The 19,722-nt window shown below is 61.7% G+C and carries 17 protein-coding genes; 6 read left to right on the plus strand and 11 right to left on the minus strand.

All coding sequences use genetic code 11. From position 1 onward, the window contains the following. Position 1: 1 nt before the first annotated feature. Both FPT15_RS19930 and FPT15_RS19935 read left to right on the plus strand, forming a co-directional pair. On the plus strand, positions 2–2,395 hold the full coding sequence (locus FPT15_RS19930) for a fimbria/pilus outer membrane usher protein (RefSeq protein ID WP_145163966.1): 2,394 nt from the start codon (positions 2–4) through the stop codon (positions 2,393–2,395). A 16-nt stretch (positions 2,396–2,411) separates the two neighbouring features. Continuing rightward, complete coding sequence (locus FPT15_RS19935) at positions 2,412–3,401, plus strand: spore coat U domain-containing protein (RefSeq protein ID WP_178119729.1); 990 nt, start codon at positions 2,412–2,414, stop codon at positions 3,399–3,401. Here FPT15_RS19935 and FPT15_RS19940 read toward each other — a convergent pair. Next, positions 3,398–4,135, minus strand: a complete 738-nt coding sequence (locus FPT15_RS19940; protein ID WP_145163968.1) for an anti-sigma factor — start codon at positions 4,133–4,135, stop codon at positions 3,398–3,400. The genes FPT15_RS19935 and FPT15_RS19940 overlap by 4 nt on opposite strands. Beyond that, complete coding sequence (locus tag FPT15_RS19945; protein WP_106578821.1) at positions 4,132–4,638, minus strand: sigma-70 family RNA polymerase sigma factor; 507 nt, start codon at positions 4,636–4,638, stop codon at positions 4,132–4,134. Before FPT15_RS19945 ends, FPT15_RS19940 begins: the two co-directional genes overlap by 4 nt. A 168-nt stretch (positions 4,639–4,806) precedes the next feature. On the opposite strand from FPT15_RS19945, the gene FPT15_RS19950 reads away from it, so the two are divergent. Together FPT15_RS19950 and FPT15_RS19955 are read left to right on the plus strand one after the other, a co-directional pair. Further along, positions 4,807–5,889: a catalase family peroxidase gene (locus FPT15_RS19950; protein WP_145163970.1), complete on the plus strand. Its 1,083-nt coding sequence runs from the start codon at positions 4,807–4,809 to the stop codon at positions 5,887–5,889. Next, a complete protein-coding gene (locus FPT15_RS19955; RefSeq protein ID WP_106578819.1) occupies positions 5,886–6,425 on the plus strand; it encodes a cytochrome b in 540 nt (179 codons plus the stop codon). The genes FPT15_RS19950 and FPT15_RS19955 overlap by 4 nt, the downstream gene beginning before the upstream one ends. Before the next feature lie 18 nt (positions 6,426–6,443). Here FPT15_RS19955 and FPT15_RS19960 read toward each other — a convergent pair whose 3' ends face one another. Both FPT15_RS19960 and FPT15_RS19965 read right to left on the minus strand, forming a co-directional pair. Beyond that, positions 6,444–7,595, minus strand: a complete 1,152-nt coding sequence (locus FPT15_RS19960; protein WP_145163972.1) for a carboxypeptidase family protein — start codon at positions 7,593–7,595, stop codon at positions 6,444–6,446. Positions 7,596–8,061: 466 nt separating this feature from the next. After that, positions 8,062–8,412, minus strand: coding sequence for a DUF6124 family protein (locus tag FPT15_RS19965; RefSeq protein WP_145163974.1), 351 nt, complete (start codon positions 8,410–8,412; stop codon positions 8,062–8,064). Positions 8,413–8,542: 130 nt separating this feature from the next. Here FPT15_RS19965 and FPT15_RS19970 point away from each other — a divergent pair, with 130 nt between their 5' ends. Next, complete coding sequence (locus FPT15_RS19970; protein ID WP_145163976.1) at positions 8,543–9,178, plus strand: LexA family transcriptional regulator; 636 nt, start codon at positions 8,543–8,545, stop codon at positions 9,176–9,178. Here the strand turns inward: FPT15_RS19970 and FPT15_RS19975 are convergent. Genes FPT15_RS19975 through FPT15_RS19990 form a run of 4 tightly spaced genes read right to left on the minus strand, consistent with a single transcriptional unit; the run spans position 9,175 to position 14,700 of the window. Further along, on the minus strand, positions 9,175–11,100 hold the full coding sequence (locus tag FPT15_RS19975; RefSeq protein WP_145163977.1) for an acetyl/propionyl/methylcrotonyl-CoA carboxylase subunit alpha: 1,926 nt from the start codon (positions 11,098–11,100) through the stop codon (positions 9,175–9,177). The two genes, FPT15_RS19970 and FPT15_RS19975, sit on opposite strands and share 4 nt — an antisense overlap. Beyond that, positions 11,097–11,903, minus strand: coding sequence for a gamma-carboxygeranoyl-CoA hydratase (locus tag FPT15_RS19980; RefSeq protein ID WP_145163980.1), 807 nt, complete (start codon positions 11,901–11,903; stop codon positions 11,097–11,099). Before FPT15_RS19980 ends, FPT15_RS19975 begins: the two co-directional genes overlap by 4 nt. 15 nt (positions 11,904–11,918) lie before the next feature. Beyond that, positions 11,919–13,526 (minus strand): carboxyl transferase domain-containing protein, encoded by a 1,608-nt coding sequence (locus FPT15_RS19985; protein WP_145163982.1) that lies wholly within the window; start codon positions 13,524–13,526, stop codon positions 11,919–11,921. 10 nt (positions 13,527–13,536) lie between these two features. Next, complete coding sequence (locus tag FPT15_RS19990) at positions 13,537–14,700, minus strand: isovaleryl-CoA dehydrogenase (RefSeq protein ID WP_145163984.1); 1,164 nt, start codon at positions 14,698–14,700, stop codon at positions 13,537–13,539. 163 nt (positions 14,701–14,863) lie between these two features. On the opposite strand from FPT15_RS19990, the gene FPT15_RS19995 reads away from it, so the two are divergent. Then, positions 14,864–16,501, plus strand: a complete 1,638-nt coding sequence (locus FPT15_RS19995) for an AMP-binding protein (RefSeq protein WP_145163986.1) — start codon at positions 14,864–14,866, stop codon at positions 16,499–16,501. A 663-nt stretch (positions 16,502–17,164) separates the two neighbouring features. Here FPT15_RS19995 and FPT15_RS20000 read toward each other — a convergent pair. From FPT15_RS20000 to FPT15_RS20010, 3 genes are all read right to left on the minus strand, one after another. After that, positions 17,165–18,064 carry a hydroxymethylglutaryl-CoA lyase gene (locus FPT15_RS20000; protein WP_145163988.1) on the minus strand — a complete coding sequence of 300 codons (900 nt, stop codon included), beginning with the start codon at positions 18,062–18,064 and terminating at the stop codon, positions 17,165–17,167. A 16-nt stretch (positions 18,065–18,080) separates the two neighbouring features. After that, positions 18,081–18,473, minus strand: a complete 393-nt coding sequence (locus FPT15_RS20005; RefSeq protein WP_106578810.1) for a MerR family DNA-binding transcriptional regulator — start codon at positions 18,471–18,473, stop codon at positions 18,081–18,083. A 171-nt stretch (positions 18,474–18,644) separates the two neighbouring features. Continuing rightward, complete coding sequence (locus FPT15_RS20010; protein WP_145163990.1) at positions 18,645–19,580, minus strand: LysR family transcriptional regulator; 936 nt, start codon at positions 19,578–19,580, stop codon at positions 18,645–18,647. Between the last annotated feature and the right edge of the window lie 142 nt (positions 19,581–19,722).

The following is a 19,722-nucleotide window of genomic DNA, read 5'->3' on the forward strand; positions in this document are numbered from 1 at the left end:
GATGGAGATGTCCATTGATGGACGCAAAGCCTTGGTGAGCCATGAACGGGCGAGAGGTTTATGGCGATCGGTGTGGGTGGTGAGTGGCCTGTCTGGCCTGGTGTTTGCGGCGCCGAGCGTGGCCGCGCCATTGCCGCCCCCTCCCAGCAGTATGGAGGCTGTTGCCGATGCGCAGCTGTTTCTGGAACTGGTGGTCAACCAGAGGGATACCGGGCGCGTGGTCGCCGTCAATCAGCGTGCCGGGCAGTTGTTTTTGCCGGCGTCGGTGTTGCAGGACATCGGTATGAAGCTGCCGGGTGGGGTGCCCGCCGAGGTTGCGCTGGAAAACCTGCCAGGCATGCACACCGATTACGACAGCCAGGGCCAGCGCCTGATGCTCAGCGTGCCGCCGGCCTGGTTGCCGGAACAATTTATCGGCAGTCGCGACAATTACCCGCGCACCCAGGCGCTGACCAGCTTTGGCGCGCTGCTTAACTATGATGCCTACCTCAACGACACCGATGACGCCGGCACCTACCTCGGCATCTTCAACGAAGTCAGGTTGTTCGACACCTGGGGCACCTTGTCCAACACCGGCCAGTACCGCACCACCCTTGGCCGGGAGACAGCCGGCAGCAGCCTGTACAACGGCTATCGGCGTTATGACACCACGTGGCGGTTTTCCGACGACGAGCGCCTGCTGACCTATGAGGCCGGCGACGTGATCAGTGGCGCCTTGCCGTGGAGCACCTCGGTGCGTCTTGGCGGGGTACAGGTGTCGCGCGATTTTGGCGTGCGTCCGGATTTGGTCACCTACCCGCTGCCACAGTTTGCCGGTGAGGCCGCCGTGCCGTCGTCGGTGGACCTGTTTATCAACGGCTACAAAACCAGCAGCGCCGACCTGCAGCCTGGGCCGTACACCCTGACCAACGTGCCGTTCATCAACGGCGCGGGTGAGGCGGTGGTGGTGACCACCGACGCCCTGGGCCGGCAGGTCTCGACCACGGTGCCGTTCTACGTCACGAGTACGCTGTTGCAAAAGGGCTTGTCGGACTTTTCGGTGGCGGCGGGGAACCTGCGCCGCGACTACACCGTGCGCGATTTTGGCTACGGCGCCGGCGTGGCGAGCGGTACCTTTCGGTACGGGCTGTCGGATGCGTTTACCCTGGAAAGCCACGCCGAAGCCGCGGGTGACCTGGCCCTGGGCGGTGTCGGCGGCAACCTGCGCATGGGCAACTTCGGCGTGCTCAATACCGCCGTCAGCCAAAGCCAGTTCGACGGGCGCACAGGCCAGCAACTGAGCCTGGGCTACCAATACAGCAATCAGCGTTACAGCGTGTCTTATCAACGGGTAGAGCGCCGCGATGAATACGCCGACCTGAGCCTGGTCGACACGCCCTATGCCAGCCTCAGCAAGCGCAGCCAGCAAGCGACCTTGAGCCTGAACCTCAACGACTTCGGCAGTCTGGGCGTGGGCTATTTCGATGTGCAGGCGGCGGATGATTCTCGTACCCGCCTGGTGAACATGACCTGGAGCAAAGCGCTGTGGCGCAACAGCAGTTTTTACCTGTCGGCCAACCACGAAGTCGGTGACAGCAACTGGGCAGTGCAGGCCCAAGTGGTGGTGCCCTTCGACATCTACGGCAGCCTCAGCGTGGGCAGCGAACGCAGCAAAACCGGAGAAAGCCAGCAGCGCGTCAACTACAGCCGAGCAGTGCCGGCCGAGGGCGGCGTGGGCTTTAACCTGGGTTACGCCAGCGGTGACGGGCCGGCTTATCGACAGGCTGACCTGACCTGGCGCCTGCAGTCGGTGCAATTGCAGGCCGGCGTGTATGGCAACCGCGACGCGCAAACCCGTTGGGCGGATGCCAGTGGCTCGCTGGTGTGGATGGACCACCACGTGTTCGCCGCCAACCGTGTCGACGATGCGTTTGTGGTGGTGAGCACCGATGGCGTCGGCGGCGTACCGGTGCGCTACGAGAACCAAGTGGTGGGTGAGACCGACCGCAACGGGCACTTGCTGGTGCCGTGGACCAGCGCCTACTACCGGGCCAAATACGAGATCGACCCGCTGAACCTGCCGGCCAACATGCAAGTGCCCAACGTCGAACAACGCGTGGCCGTGCGCCGGGGCAGTGGTTACTTGCTGGAGTTTCCGGTGCGCCAGGTGCTCGCGGCGAGCATCACCCTGGTCGACGCCCAGCATCAGGAATTGCCCCTGGGCAGCCAGGTGCGGCACGAGCAAAGCGGCGCGCTGGCGGTGGTGGGGTGGGACGGCCTGGTCTACCTGGAAAACCTGACGGCGCACAACACCTTGCAGGTCACCGTCGGCGATGGCCAGGCCTGCCAGGCGACGTTCGAACTGGATACCACGCAGGAGCAGGTACCGCTGATCGGGCCACTGGTGTGCCAATGACATAAGGAGTGCGCGTGTGCGGGTCAAGGATTGGCTGTTGCGGTTACTGCTGTTGGCAAGCCTGGGAGTGTCGGTACAGGTGCAGGCGGTGTGCACGGTGGGCGCCACCGTGCCGGCCAGTTTCGGCACCACGGTGAGTTCAATGACCGTGCGCACCACCTCCCAGCCAAGTTCGACCACCAACGCTGGCTTGAGCTGCACGTCAGCGCTGCTGTCAGTCTTGACCTCGAGTGACCATTTCTATGCGTCCGTCACCGGCTCCGCGCAAGGCGGCCTGGTCGGGCCGACCGGGGATGTCATCAGCTATACGATCTACGCCAACAACACCACCGCGTTCCCAATGACGCGCGGCACCGCGTTCGATTTTGGCGGCAGTGGCGGCATTGCCGCCTCCCTTGGCCTGGTGTTCGGGCCGGGCACCAAAGTTGTGCCGCTGTATTTCGCCACCACCATCGGCAGTAACGTGGCTGCAGGTGTGTACAGCGAAACCCTGAATATCGCCTGGAACTGGAACTACTGTTCGGGCATTGGCATTGGTGGGATTTGCGCGGGCCGCGAGATCAACAACGGCACCACCACGCTGAATGTGAGCATGACCGTGGTCAATGACTGCCAGATCACTACGCCCGCCATCGCCTTTGGCAGCGCGCCGGTGGTCAGTGCATTTTCCACCGTCAACGGGCAGGCCAGCGTGGCCTGCACCAAGGGCAGCGCCTACACCGTGGGCCTTAGTGACGGGCAGAACCCGGTGAGTGTGGGTGGCCGCCGGCAAATGGTGTCCGCCGGTAACTTCCTTGCTTACGACATCTTCAAGAGTGCCAGCACGACCCGCTGGGGCAGCGTTGGCACGGCACGTCGGGCCAGTTCAACGGCCGAGGTCAACCCTGGCAACGGCCTGGGCACGGGCAGCCAGGTGTTCAACTACAACGCCAAGGTCTATACCGACCAGACCACGCCGCCGAGCGGCATCTATCTGGACAACGTGGTGCTGGACGTGGGCTTTTAGAACTTCATCATCTGCGTGGTTGGCTGATCCACCGGGCTGACCATCGCGTAGTTGTAGCCGCTGCCGGACCAGTACTCGGCCTGCAAGCCATCGGCGCTGCGGCTGCCGCGGGGCAGGAAGCCGTTTTCCGGGCCGGGCGGGCGGATGTAGAAGCTGATGCGCCGGCCTTGCGGGTCTTCGTACAGCACCATGGCCGCAGCGCCCTGCTCAGTGGTGAGCAAGCGCCCGCTGACAGGCCTGAAACCTGCCTGGCTCAAGTCCGGCAGGCGGTGCGCCTGGTTGAAGTAGCGATCCAGCCAGGCCTGCATCGAGCCGCCGTCCTGGGCGTTGTAGTCGGCGGGCATGATGCCGTCCTGGGCAAACAGGCGGAACGCCTGCATCGCGTCGGCCATCGGCAACAGGGCAGGCTGGGTCGCTTCGCGGGCGTGCCAGCCGCCAACACCGCCCAGGCTGACGGCGATCAACAGCACGGCAGCCGTGGCGAAGTGGCGGCGCGATTGGTGTTTGATGCGTTGGCGAATCAGCGCCGGGTCCAGCTCGGGGTTGGCCGGTTGTTGCAACGCGCCGTTCAATGACGCGCGCAGTGCTTGCGCATCCTGTTGCCAGGCATGCACTTGGGCGGCGACGTCGGGGTGGGCCGCCAAGTAGGTTTCAAGCACGCGGCGATCGCTCTCCAGCAGTTGGTGATCGACGTAGGCATGCAAATCGCGTTCGCTGGGGGGCAGGCTGATCATTTGAGTATCCGCAGGGAAGGGCTGGCAATTTCACCATCGCTGAGTTGGCGCAGGGCCTGGCGCGCCCGGGACAAGCGCGACATGACGGTGCCGACGGGCACCTCGAGGATGACGGCAACCTCCTTGTAGCTTAACCCTTCGACCGACACCCAGAGCAGCAGGGCGCGCTGTTCGGTGTTGAGTTGGTCGAAAGCCTGCAAGGCCGATTGGGCCATCACCGTGCGCTCCACCGAAGGTTGCGCGTCGTCACGGCCGGTAAAGAAGTCGAGCATGCGCGCGTAACGCCGGCTGCGGCGGTGGGCGTCGAGGAATTGCCGGTAAAGAATCGAGAACAGCCACGCGCGCAGGTCGCCTTCGATGCGTTTATCGGCCCAACGGGTGATTGCGCGTTCCAGGGTCGACTGCACCAGGTCGTCGGCGCTGCTGGTGTTACGGGTCAGGGACACGGCAAAGCGCCGCATCCTGGGGATCAGTTCACGTAACTGTTCGTCGAGTTCGTGCATGGGAATCTGGCTGGTCGCTACGCTGGGACTAGAGAGACGTCTGACGTTGAAGGTTATTCCCAAGCCTGAAAAATAAACACAGGGCGTGGGAATAGAGCGGATCGGCGTTCGTCTTAATGCTCCGACCTTATGTTTCACCGCTTAGGCCTCTGGCCCTGGAGTCACTTCATGGTAGATCACTCATCACCGCCCCGTCCTGCGTTGAGTACCGCGAGCCTGATCGCACGGCTCGCCGGTATCGGTGCCGTGGTTGCCGTTGTTGCCGGGGCGTTTGCCTACGTCAACGGCACCCTCGACCCACAGCGCCTGCGCCCCAAAACCCTGGTTAATGCTCTGGAAACCAATAACGGCCTGCACCCTGGCTTTCGCCGCAACCATGCCAAGGGCGTGTGCGTGGCGGGTTACTTCGAGAGCAGCCCCGAGGCGCGGGCGTATTCGAGTGCCCAAGTGTTCAGCGAAGCGAAAACGCCAGTGATTGGTCGATTTGCCTTGCCCAGCGGCAACCCTTACGCGCCGGACAGCAGTGTGCCGATCCGCAGCTTTGCCTTGCAGTTCAGCCAAGTCAACGGCCAGCAATGGCGCACGGGGATGAACAGCATGCCGGTGTTCCCGGTGGGCACGCCTGAAGCCTTTTACCAGATGCTCAAGGCGGGCGCGCCAGACCCGGCCACCGGCAAGCCGAACCCGGCGGGCATGCCGGCGTTTTTTGCCGCGCACCCGGAGACCGCGCCGTTCCTGGCGTGGGTCAAGACGGCCAAGCCGTCGGCCAGCTATGCGACAGAAACCTACAACGGCATCAATGCGTTTTATCTGGTCAGCGCTGACGGCAAGCGCCAGGCAGTGCGTTGGGGCGTCGTGCCGCAGAGCCAGGATGCAGCGGGCGATACCGCGCCTTCAGGCAGTGACTTTCTTGAAAAAGACCTGGTGCAGCGTCTGGCATCCGGCCCGCTGCGCTGGCAGTTGAACATGACCCTGGCCAACCCCGGCGACCCGCTGGACGATGCGAGCAAAACCTGGACCGGCGAACACAAGGTGCTCAACGCCGGCACCCTGGTACTGCAGAGCAGCCAGCCGCAAGCGGACGGCGATTGCCGCGATATCAACTTTGATCCGCTGATTTTGCCCAGTGGTATCCAGGCCTCCGACGACCCGCTGCTGGCGGCGCGTTCGGCAGCCTACGCCAGCTCGTACGTGCGTCGTGCCGGTGAAGTCAGCCCGCTGCACAGCGCCCCTCAGGAGTCGAAGCCATGAATGTTCAACCACGCTATTTCGCGCCGCTGGCGCGTGTGCTGCATTGGCTGATGGCGCTGATGGTCATCGCTATGTTGTTTATCGGTGCGGGCATGGCGGCGTCGGTGTCGGAGCGCCATGAGTGGCTGATTCACCTGCATAAGCCGCTGGGGATTGCGATTCTGGCGCTGGTGATCGTGCGGCTGGTGGTGCGTTTTTCCACTCGGCAACCGCCGCTGCCGGATGATTTGCCGCTGTGGCAAAGGTTGGCAGCCAAGGCCTCTCATGTGCTGTTGTACGCGTTGATGCTGGTGTTGCCGCTGCTGGGCTGGGCGATGATTTCGGCGGCCGGTGACCCGGTGATGCTCAGCAGTTCAGTGCAGTTGCCGGCGCTAGTGGGGGCGAATGCGCCGTTGTTTGCGGTGTTGCGCAAGGCCCATGGGTATCTGGCGTATCTGCTGTTTCTGACGGTGCTGTTGCACTTGGCGGCGGCGCTGTTTCACGGCTTGATTCGCCGTGACGGCGTGCTGCAAAGCATGACCGGCACCAAGGACTGATGCCGGAGGCGGGGCGGCTTAGCGCAGTGCCGTGACGATATCGGCAACCGTGCTCAATACGTCCTTGCCCAGCTGTTTGGAGCGCTCACCTGACCAACCGGTTTTCGGGTTGGGCGCATCGTCGTTGTCCTTGAAGGGCATCTCCAGGGTCAGCGACAGACAGTCGAATTTCTCTCCGACGGCATTGCAGGCCAGCGTCATGTTGGCCTCGCCCGGCAGGTCGCGGGTGTAACCGTGGGTGGTCTGGAAGTCGCGAGTCAATGCGCTCAAGTGGCTGCGAAAGTGTTTTTCCAGCGCTTCGAGGCGAGGCGTGTAGCCGGGGTTGCCTTCGCAGCCGGCGGTGAACACGTAGGGGATTTCTTCGTCGCCGTGGATATCGAGAAACAGGTCGACGCCGTATTTTTCCATCTGCTGCTGGGCGAACAGCACTTCAGGGCTGATTTCCTGGCTGGCGCTCTGCCAGGCACGATTGAGGTCCTGGCCCATGGCATTGGTCCGCAAGTGGCCGTGAAAGGCGCCGTCGGGGTTCATGTTGGGGATCAGGTACAGGTCAGCGACGGACAACAGTTTTTTCAGCTCGGCGTCACCGTCCTGTTGCAGGCGTTCGATGACGCCTTCCATGAACCATTCGGCCATGTGCTCGCCGGGGTGTTGCTGGGCGATGATCCAGACCTTGCGCTGGCCCTCGCCACCCTTGCCGCGGCGCAGCAGTTGGATATCACGGCCTTCGGCACTTTTGCCGGTGGCGAGTAACTGGGTACCGGCGCGGTTCAAGGCCTGCTCGATCAAGGCGTCGTGACGCTCGCGGCTGTAGGGTTCGAAGTAGGCGATCCAGGCCTGTTTTTCGCGGGTTTCCAGGCTGATGTGCAATGTTTCGCCATCAAAGCGCGTGGGAACGCGAAACCAGTTGATATGGTCGTAGGACGCCACGGCGTTGTAGCCGCTCCAGGCGTTTTTGTAAGAGGACTGACTCGCATTACTTAGGCGGAAGGTGTGGGTGTGGCCCACGTGCATGCCTTCGGCCTTGAAGTGGAACCACTGGAAGTGTGCGCTGCGGGTGTCGGGTTTGATCGCCAGCAATAACTGATAGGCATCACTCGCATCCAGAACCTGGATGTTGCCACTGTCGAAGTCGGTGCTGATCTTGATGGAGGTCAAGGCCACGGTCATAGTCTGATTGCCTGAATATGAGTGTTGTGGCGGATATCTTACACAGGAGTCAGGCAAAATCTTGATGCAATATTTTTGCACGGGGGAAGGGGGCATCATCCCTGACGCAGCAGCAGCTTAGAATCTATGAGATTGATTCTCAAGCGCTATTTCGGAAAGATCGGGCCTGGAGCGCTCGTTCGGCTTTCTTTTGAAGATGGTCTTTTGCTACCATGCGCGCCATCAAGCAACACACAGTCTTCATTAGCCTGAAGCCATGCCAGGGAAACTGGCAAAAAAAAGACCCGGCCAAAGAGCCGGGTCAAAAACCGTGATTAGCCTGATGAGGAGATATTCCAAGAGTCCGACCTAAGGTCCCTTGGTCTATCGACTGATCTCGCGATCAGCTGAGCCCAATAATAATCATTATCATTTGCAAGTCAAATGTTTTTATCCGTGGGATAGAAATATTTTTGCTTCGTGTCTGTTATGCGTTTGCCTGAGCCGCTGGCGACTGCAACGTCCGCTCCACCATCACCTTCGCCATATCAATCAAATACACCACTGAAAACGCCAGGTCCCGCTGGTTGCCCTGCCGGCTGCTCGCCAGTTCGTAGGCCGCCGCTGCCGCGCTGCGTAACAGCTCCGAAGCATGCACCAGGGCATCCTCGTGGCTGACGTTGGGCTTGATGTCGAAGAAGCTCTCGTCCGGGAGCGGTGCCGACACATCCTCTTTCAAGTAATGATCCAATGCGCGCTGGGCCGCGCCGCTGGTGCGCAGCCCCGACAGTTGTTCGGTTTCAGCGGTGCCGGGCAGATGATACGGGCGGGTCGTCATGAGGGTGGCTACTCTGAGTGAATGTCGAAAACCTGCGCCTGATAGTAATACGAATCGTATTTATGTCATTTGATGGATTACTACAAACTGTTTATTGTCGTGGCATCTGCACAACGTATTGTCACGCCCCATGGATAACTGGATAGCGTTGGTCAAAGCCAACATGAAAGACCGCAAGGTCACGCAGGATGAACTGGCTGAACGCCTGGGCATGTCCCAGGGCGGCGTGGGCCATTGGCTCAACAAGCGCCGCGTGCCAAGCCTGGCGGACATGAACCGGGTACTCGCCGAGTTAGGGTTGGAGTATCTGGAGGTTGCGCTGGAAATTCGGCAGAAAGCCGATCAGGCCCCGCTCCTGGAAAAACACTACAACCCGTATTTTCGCTACCCGGTCAGCGACTGGAAGGGCGTCTGCGAAATACGTGAAGAGCGCCCGGCCTACGGCGCCGCACGTTTTGAACTGACCGATTACCACGCCCGGGGCGAAGCCTACTGGCTGCCCGTGACGGGAGACGCGATGACTGCCCCCAGTGGTTTGAGCATTGGCGCTGGCATGTTGATTCTGGTGGACCCGGCCATTGACGCCGAACCCGGCAAACTGGTGGTCGCCCAATGGGCCGACAGCCCCCGGGCGACCTTTCGCCAGTTAATGGAAGAAAGCGGCCAGCGTTACCTGGTGCCGCTCAATCCCACCTACCCCAAGCAGCTGTTCACCGACGACTGCCGAATCCTCGGCGTCGTCGTGCAGGCCACGGCGAAGTTTTAGTCCGCTGTTTCAAGCGCCACCAGGGCACTGCCTTCGGCAACCATTTCACCTTCCTGGCAAAACAGTGCCTTGACCACGCCTGCGTGCGGCGCGCGAATGCTGTGCTCCATCTTCATCGCCTCCAGTACCACCAATTGTGTACCGGCTTCGACGGCCTGGCCGACGTCCACCAACACCCGCACGATGCTGCCGTTCATCGGCGCCGTGAGCCCACCCTGATGAGATTGGCTGGCCTCGACCGCTGCAATCGGGTCGAACAGGCTCACTGCATGCATCTCGCCCTCCCAGCGCAGGTACACGCAGCCTTCGCCGCGCACCGCCAGATGGGCACGGCGCACGCCGTTGTGCTCGAGCCACAACTGCTCGCCGCGTAACTGCGCAGCGCCTCCACCCAACGTTACCCGACGATCCTGCGCGCCGCTGCTCAAATGCAGCGAAACCTCGGCAGGCAGCCCCGCGCGAAACCCCCGCGTGTCCGCCCACGGCCCATCACCTGCCGGCAGACTCTGCATAAGCGCCGAGCCTGCCGCCTGCCAGAACTCGTCGCTGAACTCGCCCGGCACCGGCAACAACTCAGCCTGATAGCGCGGAATAAACCCGGTATCCAATTCAGCCGCCGCAAACGCCGGATGGCCGATGATGCGCCGCAAAAAGCCCAGGTTGGTCTTGAGCCCGCCCACCGCGAACTCATCGAGCATACTCAACAAGCGCAGGCGCGCCTGTTCACGGTCTTCGCCCCAGGCAATCAGCTTGCCCAGCATCGGGTCGTAGAACGGCGAAACGCTGTCGCCTTGTTCTACCCCGCTGTCCACGCGACGGCCCGGGCCGGGTGCGGATTCGCGGTACAGCGCGAGGTGCCCGGTGGCCGGCAGAAAATCATTGGCCGGGTCTTCGGCATACAAGCGCACTTCAATCGCGTGCCCAATCAAGGGCACCTGGTCCTGGGTGATCGGCAGTGGCTCGCCCTGGGCGACACGGATCTGCCAGGCCACCAGGTCGAGGCCGGTGATCGCCTCGGTCACCGGATGTTCCACCTGCAGCCGTGTGTTCATTTCCATGAAGAAAAACTCGCCACGCGCGTCGAGCAAAAACTCCACCGTGCCCGCGCCCACATAACCGATGGCCTGGGCCGCGCGCACGGCGGCTTCGCCCATGGCTTTGCGCTGTGCAACGCTCAGGCCCGGCGCCGGCGCTTCTTCCACGACCTTTTGATGGCGACGCTGAATCGAGCAGTCGCGCTCATTGAGGTACAAACAGTGGCCGTGCTGGTCGGCAAAGACCTGGATTTCCACATGACGCGGCTTGATCAGGTATTTCTCCACCAGCATCTGCCCGTTGCCAAACGACGACAGTGCCTCACGCTGGGCGGAAGCGAGGGCCTCGGCCAGTTGGCTGACCTCCTCGACCACTTTCATGCCCTTGCCGCCACCGCCCGCGGTGGCCTTGAGCAGCACCGGGTAGCCGATGCGCTCGCAGGCCGCGCGGAAGGTGTCCAGGTCCTGAGCTTCGCCGTGGTAACCCGGCACCAGCGGCACGCCGGCTTTTTCCATCAGCGCTTTGGCGGCCGATTTGCTGCCCATTGCATCAATGGCCGAGGCGGGCGGGCCGAGGAAGATCAATCCGGCGGCTTCAATCGCGCGAGCAAAACCGGCGTTTTCCGATAGAAACCCATACCCGGGATGGATCGCCTGGGCGCCGCTGGCTTGGGCGGCGGCAATCAGCTTGTCGATTTGCAAGTAGCTGTCGGTGGCCTTGCTGCCACCGAGGTTGACACGGATGTCTGCCTCGCGGCTGTGGCGCGCATCACGGTCGATGGCGCTGTGTACCGCCACGGTGGTCAGGCCCATGGCCTTGGCGGTGCGCATCACTCGGCAGGCAATTTCGCCGCGGTTGGCCACCAGCACAGTCGTCAGTGGGCTCATGAACGCGGCTCCTGTGCTTGCCAGCTGGGCGGACGTTTTTGCAGGAAGGCGCGCAAGCCTTCCTGGCCCTCGGCGCTGACGCGAATCCGTGCGATGGCGTTTTCGCAATAGCGGCGCAACGCCGGGGTGAGGGCGCCGTTGCCCACTTCGCGCAACAAGTCCTTGCTGGCGCGCATCGCCGCAGGGCTGTTGAGCAGCAGGTTGGCGATCCAGTGTTCGACGTGCTGATCCAGCTCACCGGCGGGGTAACTTTCTGCCAGCAGGCCAATGTTGCGTGCCCGCTGGCCGCCAAAACGCTCGGCGGTCAGAGCATAACGCCGCGCCGCACGTTCGCCGATGGCCTGCACCACGAACGGACTGATCACCGCCGGAGCCAGGCCGATGCGCGCCTCCGACAGGCAGAACTGCGCGTCATCGGCGCCGATGGCCATGTCGCAGCAACTGATCAAACCCAGCGCGCCGCCATAGGCCGCGCCCTGCACAACAGCCAGGGTCGGGATCTTCAGCTTGGCCAGGTTGTACATCAACTCCGCCAGCTCGCGGGCGTCGTCCAGGTTGGTGTGGTAGTCCAGCTCGGCCGATTGCTGCATCCACGCCAGGTCGGCACCGGCACTGAAGTGCTTGCCGCGCCCGCGCAGCACTAGAAAGCGCAACGACGAATCGCCCTGCACCTGGTCGAGCGCGATGATCAGTTCGCGGATCATTTGGGCGTTGAACGCGTTGTTCTTGGCTTCGCGGCTGAGCCACAGCGTGGCAAAACCACGGCGGTCGGTGATCAGTTCGAGGGTGTTGAAATCGCTCATGGGGTACAGCTCCATTTACATGCGGAACACGCCGAAGCGGCTCGGCTCGATGGGGGCGTTCAGCGAAGCGGACAAGGCCAGGGCCAGCACGTCGCGGGTTTGCTGCGGGTCGATGACGCCGTCATCCCACAAGCGCGCGCTGGAGTAATAGGGGTGGCCCTGGGTTTCATACTGGTCGAGGATCGGCTGCTTGATCGCGGCTTCCTCTTCGGCGCTGAAGCTTGCGCCAGCGCGTTCGGCTTGTTCACGCTTGACCTGCACCAGCACGCCGGCCGCCTGTTCGGCACCCATCACGCCGATGCGTGCATTGGGCCACATCCACAAAAAGCGCGGGTCGTAAGCCCGGCCGCACATGCCGTAGTTACCGGCACCAAAGCTGCCGCCGATGATCACCGTGAATTTCGGCACCTTGGCGCAGGCCACCGCGGTCACCAGCTTGGCGCCGTGCTTGGCGATGCCGCCGGCTTCGTACTTCTGGCCGACCATGAAGCCAGTAATGTTCTGCAAAAACAGCAGCGGAATCCCGCGCTGACAGGCCAGTTCGATAAAGTGCGCGCCTTTTTGCGCGGCTTCGGCGAACAGAATCCCGTTATTGGCCAAAATCGCCATCGGGTAGCCGTGCAAGTGCGCAAAACCACACACCAGCGTGGTGCCAAACAGTGCCTTGAACTCATCGAACACCGAGCCGTCGACCAGCCGCGCGATCACTTCGCGCACATCGAACGGCTGCTTGGCATCGGCCGGGATCACGCCGTAAAGCTCTTCGCTGCTGTACAGCGGCGCCACCGGCTGGCGTTGCTGCAACTGCCCCTGTTTGCGCCAGTTGAGGTTGGCCACGCTGCGCCGCGCCAGGGCGAGCGCGTGTTCATCGCTGTCGGCATAGTGGTCGGCCACACCGGAGATCTTGCAGTGCACGTCGGCGCCGCCCAGGTCTTCGGCGCTGACCACTTCGCCGGTCGCCGCTTTCACCAGCGGCGGGCCGGCGAGGAAGATGGTCGCCTGCTGACGCACCATGATCGCTTCGTCGGCCATGGCCGGCACGTAGGCACCGCCCGCCGTGCACGAGCCCATCACCACCGCAATCTGCGGGATGCCCTGGGCGCTCATATTCGCTTGGTTGAAGAAGATCCGCCCGAAGTGCTCGCGATCCGGGAAGACTTCATCCTGACGCGGCAGGTTGGCGCCACCGGAGTCCACCAGGTAGATGCACGGCAGGCGGTTCTGCTCGGCGATGGTCTGCGCGCGCAGGTGTTTTTTTACCGTGAGCGGGTAGTAGGAGCCGCCTTTTACCGTGGCGTCGTTGGCGACAATCATGCATTCGACGCCTTCCACGCGGCCGATCCCGGCAATCACCCCGGCCGCCGGCACGTCTTCGCCGTACACCTGATGGGCCGCCAGTTGGCTCAGTTCAAGGAACGGCGAACCCGGGTCGAGCAAACGATTGATCCGCTCACGGGGCAGCAGTTTGCCGCGCGACGTGTGCCGCTCCTGAGCCTTGGCGCCACCGCCTTGCTGCACGTGGGCGAGCAGGGTGTGCAGGGCGTCAACTTGTAGGCGCATGGCTGCGCTGTTGTCGGCAAATTCTGCCGAGCGCGGGTTGAGTTGGGTGTGCAAGGTGGCCATGGGCGCTCCTTCAGCGGGTTTCGTTGAAGAGTTCGCGGCCGATCAGCATCCGGCGAATCTCACTGGTGCCGGCGCCGATTTCGTACAGCTTGGCGTCACGCAGCAGGCGCCCGGCGGGGAATTCGTTGATGTAACCGTTACCGCCCAGAATCTGAATGGCGTCCAGGGCCATGTGTGTGGCGCGCTCGGAGCTGAACAGGATTACCCCGGCGGCGTCCTTGCGCGTGGTCTCACCGCGCTCGCATGCCTGCGCCACCGCGTAGAGGTAGGCGCGGCTGGCATTGAGTTGGGTGTACATGTCGGCGACCTTGCCTTGGATCAGCTGGAATTCGCCGATGCTCTGGCCAAACTGCTTGCGGTCGTGGATGTACGGCACGATCAGGTCCATGCACGCTTGCATGATGCCGATCGGGCCGCCCGCCAGCACCACGCGTTCGTAGTCCAGGCCGCTCATCAGCACTTTCACGCCGCCATTGAGTGCGCCGAGGATGTTTTCTTCGGGCACTTGCACGTCATCGAAAAACAGCTCGCAGGTGTTTGAGCCGCGCATGCCGAGCTTGTCGAACTTGTTGCTGCGGCTGAAGCCTTTCCAGTCGCGCTCGACGATAAATGCGGTGATGCCGTGAGGGCCTTTTTCCACGTCGGTCTTGGCGTAGATCACGAAGGTGTTGGCATCGGGGCCGTTGGTGATCCAGGTCTTGCTGCCGTTGAGCACATAGTGGTCGCCGCGTTTTTCGGCGCGCAGTTTCATCGAGACCACGTCGGAGCCGGCATTCGGCTCGCTCATGGCGAGGGCGCCGATATGCTCGCCGCTGATCAACTTCGGCAGGTATTTGAGCTTCTGTTCGTGGCTGCCGTTACGGTTGACCTGGTTGACGCACAGGTTTGAGTGAGCGCCATAGGACAAGCCGACTGACGCCGAACCTCGGCTGATTTCTTCAATGGCCACCACGTGGGCGAGGTAGCCCAGGCCGGCGCCGCCGTACTCTTCCGGCACCGTGATGCCGAGCAGGCCCATGTCACCGAACTTGCGCCACATATCGGCGGGGAACAGGTTGTCACTGTCGATTTGAGCCGCGCGGGGCGCGATTTCCTTGGCCACGAAGGACTGCACCTGGTCGCGCAGCATGTCGATGGTTTCGCCGAGGGCGAAGTTCAGGGACGGGTAACTCATGGACAGGCACCTTAATGAGAGCTTTGTTGTTGTGTGGTTGAGCGCCGGGGAGGGCGCTCACCTTTACGTTAACGTAAGCTTGCGTTGCGAGGCTGTCAATCGTAGTTTACGTTTACGTCAAGCAGCCGCCGTCCGCCTTACAAAAAAGACAAAAGGGGTCGTTATGGATCAACCAAATCAGAGCTACAGCCGTGGCTCTCAGGACAAGACCTTGCTGGCCATGACCATTGGCCAGGCCTTCGATAACACGGTCTCGCGCTATCCCGAGGGTGAAGCGTTGGTGGTGCGCCATCAGCAACGCCGCTACACCTGGCGGCAACTGGCTCACACGGTTGATTTGCACGCCCGTGCGTTCCTGGCCCTGGGCATGCAAGCCGGCGACCGCCTGGGCATCTGGGCGCCCAATTGTGCAGAGTGGTGCATCACCCAGATTGCCAGTGCCAAGCTTGGCGTGATCCTGGTCAACATCAACCCGGCCTACCGCAGCAGTGAGCTGGATTACGTGCTCAAGCAGTCCGGTTGCCAATGGCTGGTGTGCGCCGGGTCATTCAAAACCTCTGATTACCACGCCATGCTGCAAGCACTGAGCCCTAACCTGGGCGCCATGATCAGCCTCGACCCCAACCCACCGCAGGGGTTTTTGCCCTGGTCGCAGCTGGCGGCCCTGGGGGCTGGCGTCCCGCCCGAACAGCTGCACAGGCGCCAGGCCAGCCTGCACTTCGACCAGGCCGTGAACATTCAGTACACCTCCGGCACCACCGGGTTTCCCAAGGGCGCCACCCTCAGTCATCACAACATTCTCAATAACGGTTACATGGTTGGCGAAAGCCTGGGCCTCACGGCGCAGGACCGGCTGGTGATCCCGGTGCCGTTGTATCACTGCTTTGGCATGGTCATGGGCAACCTTGGCTGCATCACCCACGGCACCACGATGATCTACCCGAATGACGGCTTTGATCCGCTGCTGACCCTCAGCGCCGTCGCCGAAGAGCGCGCCACCGGCCTCTACGGCGTGCCGACCATGTTCATCGCCATCCTCGATCACCCTCGCCGCGGCGAATTCGAGCTGGCCAGCTTGCGCACCGGGATCATGGCCGGGGCCACATGCCCTATCGAGGTGATGCGCCGCGTCATCAGCGAGCTGCACATGGGGGAAGTGCAGATTGCCTATGGCATGACCGAAACCAGCCCGGTGTCACTGCAAACCGGTGCCAACGATGACCTGGAGCGCCGCGTCACCACCGTGGGCCGCACCCAGCCGCAGCTGGAAAACAAGATCATCGACACCGCCGGCAATACCGTCGCGCGCGGTGAAATCGGCGAGCTGTGCACGCGCGGCTACAGCGTCATGCTCGGCTACTGGAACAACCCCGACGGCACCCGTGACGCCATCGATGACGCGGGCTGGATGCACACCGGCGACCTGGCGACCATGGATGAACACGGTTACGTGTGTATCGCCGGGCGCAACAAGGACATGATCATTCGCGGTGGCGAAAACGTGTACCCGCGCGAGCTCGAAGAGTTTTTCTTCACCCACCCGGCGGTGGCAGATGTGCAAGTTATTGGCATTCCGGATGAGCGCTACGGTGAAGAGATCGTCGCCTGGGTCAAGTTCCATCCGGGCCATATGGCCAACGAGCTGGAGCTGCAAACCTGGTGCAAGGGCCGCATCGCGCACTTCAAGACGCCCAAGCATTTCAAATTCGTGGAAGAGTTTCCGATGACGGTGACGGGCAAGATCCAGAAATTTCGCATGCGCGAAATCTCGATCGAGGAGCTGAAAACCCAGTCCAACTAACAACCCAAACCCATGTGGGAGCGGGCTTGCTCGCGAATGCGCAGGGTCAGTCAGCTCATCTGTCACTGACACACCGCCTTCGCGAACACGCTTTTTGATCGATGCCAGACGAGCGTTTGTCGAATCCCGGAAAGCACAAAGGGGACCCGAAGGTCCCCTTTAATTTGTCGTTGCGTGCTCTTTTTTATTATTGAGGGGCGGCCTGTTGTTGTTTTTGGCAACCGTTACCCTTTACCGCTGTTTTGGGCGACCCCCATTCGGGGTCAAGAGCAAACGTATTTTTTTGAGCGCTGATCTGCTTCTTCGTTACCGATCCAACCAGTGGCAGCTACCTGAGGTAGTTTTATTTTTCTCTAACCGGTTGCGGGTTTCGGCATGCCGTACCCTGCGAAGCACATCTTCTCCAAAAAAATCTGTTAGCTGCGTCTCTGCCGTGTTGTTTTTGTTATGTCAGAGTCGTTTCGTCTTATTTTTATTAGGTTTGGCGCTTTTTATTCTTGTTATGCAATAGAGATAGCAGAAGCCGTGCCAACTTTTAAAAAGCCTTTAAAATCAGCAGGTTGAATTTTTTATAAGAAATCGCCTACAGCGAATGCGACAAAATATGTTCCCGTGTTACTCGATATGTAGCGGTGCGGTAACACATTGTCACAGCCGCTCTACTCAACTGGCGTTACGCGCCCTGGCAACCCGCGACCCGGTGGGCCGGCCGAGCACGCTGCTGATTTGCTGGCCCGCGAGAATTAGCGCCTGCAGGTCGATGCCCGTGTCGATACCCAGACCGTTGAGCAGGTACACCACGTCTTCAGTCGCCACGTTACCGCTGGCGCCCTTGGCGTAGGGGCAGCCGCCGAGGCCCGCGATGGAGCTGTCGAACACCGTGATCCCTTCCAGCACACTGGCGTAGATATTCGCAATCGCCTGCCCGTAGGTGTCATGAAAATGCCCGGCCAACTTGTCCCGTGGCACCTGCGCGCCGACCACCTCAAACAGCCGCCGCGTAGCGCCCGCCGTGCCAGTGCCGATGGTGTCGCCCAGGGAAACCTCATAGCAGCCCATGGCGTACAACTCGCGCGCGACCGCCGCGACCTGTTCCGGCGCGATGTCACCTTCGTAAGGGCAACCCAACACACACGACACATACCCGCGCACGCTGACGCCGTGCTGCTTGGCCGCCGCCATGATGGGCGCAAAGCGCTCCAGGCTTTCGCTGATGGAGCAATTGATGTTGCGCTGGGAAAACGCCTCGGACGCGGCCGCAAACACGGCAACTTCCTTTACGCCCGCGGCCACGGCATCTTCAAAACCGCGCAGGTTCGGTGCGAGTGCGCCGTAGGTCACGCCGGGTTTGCGTTGTATTTGCGCAAACACTTGCGCCGACCCGGCCATCTGCGGCACCCACTTGGGCGAGACAAAGCTGCCCACTTCGATATAGCTCAAGCCCGCGCCGGTCAGGGCATCCACCAGTTGGACCTTGTCGGCCACGCTGATGGGCTGGGCTTCGTTCTGCAGGCCGTCGCGCGGGCCGACTTCCACCAGGCGTACGTGTGAGGGGAGGGGCATGATGGCTACCTTATCGTTATTGGCCAACCTGGCTCATGGTCTGCGCCAGGGCCTGGGTGCAGCGCTCTTCGGCGGTGTCCAGTTCCAGCTTCATCTGTTCGATATCCAGCAGTTGTTGCTCAAGCTGCTCACGGCGTTCGGCGATTTTGGCGAGCATGCTGTTGAGTTGGATGTGGTTGCCGCTGCTGGGGTCGTAGAGTTCGATCAGCTCGCGGCACTCGGCCAGGGAGAAACCGATGCGCTTGCCGCGCAGGATCAGTTTGAGGCTGACCTTGTCGCGCGCCGAGTAGATGCGCTCCTGGCCCCGGCGTTCCGGGGCCAGCAGGCCTTGTTCTTCATAGAAGCGAATGGCGCGGGTAGTGATGTCGAGCTCGCGGGCGAGGTCGGAGATGCTGTAAGTCGTGCTCATGGGGGCGCTCAAGAAGGTCTTGACGCTAAGCTAATGTCAGGTTGACGTGAACGTCAAGCTGCCTTTCCAACCTTATGAGCGGGCGTGTTGTGGCGAGCAGGGCCTGCTTGCCCCACTGGGACGGCTTGTCACACAGGGCCTGCTCACCACAAAAGGTCTGCTTGCCACAGGTCAGCCTTGCTTGCCATCGAGCTTTTTCTCATGCGCCGTCACCTGTTGGCACAACTCGATCATTTGCTCGCGCATCCAGCGGTTGGCCGGGTCCTGGTCGGTGCTTTCGTGCCAGTACAAGTGGGTTTCTACAGGCGGCACGTCATTGACCGGCAGGTTAAACCAGTGCAATTCATGGCGCCGGGCAAAGCGCTCGGGCACGGTCATCACCATGTCGGTCTGCTGCAACACTTGCGAGGCCATCAGGTAATGCTGGGAGCGCAGGGCGATCTTGCGCTGGATGCCCATCTTGCCCAGGGCCAGGTCCACATGGCCCAGGCCGTTACGTCGGCTGGAGATATGGATATGCGTCAGCGACAGGTAGTCATCCAGCGTGAATTTGTCCTTGCCCGCCATCGGATGGCCCTTGCGCATGGCGCACACGTAGCGGTCTTCCATCAGCTTGACGTGGCGCACTTGCGGGTCGGTGTTGAGCGGCGCATCCACGGCAAAATCCAGGCGCCCCGCGGCGAGTTCCTTGGTGGTTTCGCGGCGTTTGGACAGGAAACTCTCGATCACCACCGTCGGCGCCAGGCGGCGCAGGCGCTGGAACAACAGCGGCAGAATCACCGCTTCGGTGAGGTCGGTCATGCTGATGCGGTAGGTTTTGGCCGCCTGCTGCGGGTTGAAAATCCGGCTTTCCTGCACCGACACCCGCAGCAACGACAACGCATTGCGCACCGGGCCGATGATGTTCTGCGCCATCGGCGTGGGTACCATGCCTTGGGCCGTGCGCACGAACAACGGGTCATTGAAGGTTTCGCGCAAGCGCGCCAGCGCGTTGGACACCGCCGGCTGGGTGATGCCGACGATCTGCCCGGCACGGGTCAAGTTGGCTTCGGTGTAGATCGCATCGAAGACAATAAAGAGGTTGAGGTCGACCTTGCTCAGATTCATTTCGTTGCGCTCTTATTGTTAGGTGGCGATTTGTCAGGTGCTCAGGCGCCGATCATATATCGGTGATGAATGTTAATACACGCCGAGAATAGGCTAGGTAAATTATCAGCGCTGTTCTAGCATCGATTGCATGACCTAAACA

The organism is Pseudomonas sp. RGB (genome assembly GCF_007713445.1).
Taxonomy (GTDB): domain Bacteria; phylum Pseudomonadota; class Gammaproteobacteria; order Pseudomonadales; family Pseudomonadaceae; genus Aquipseudomonas.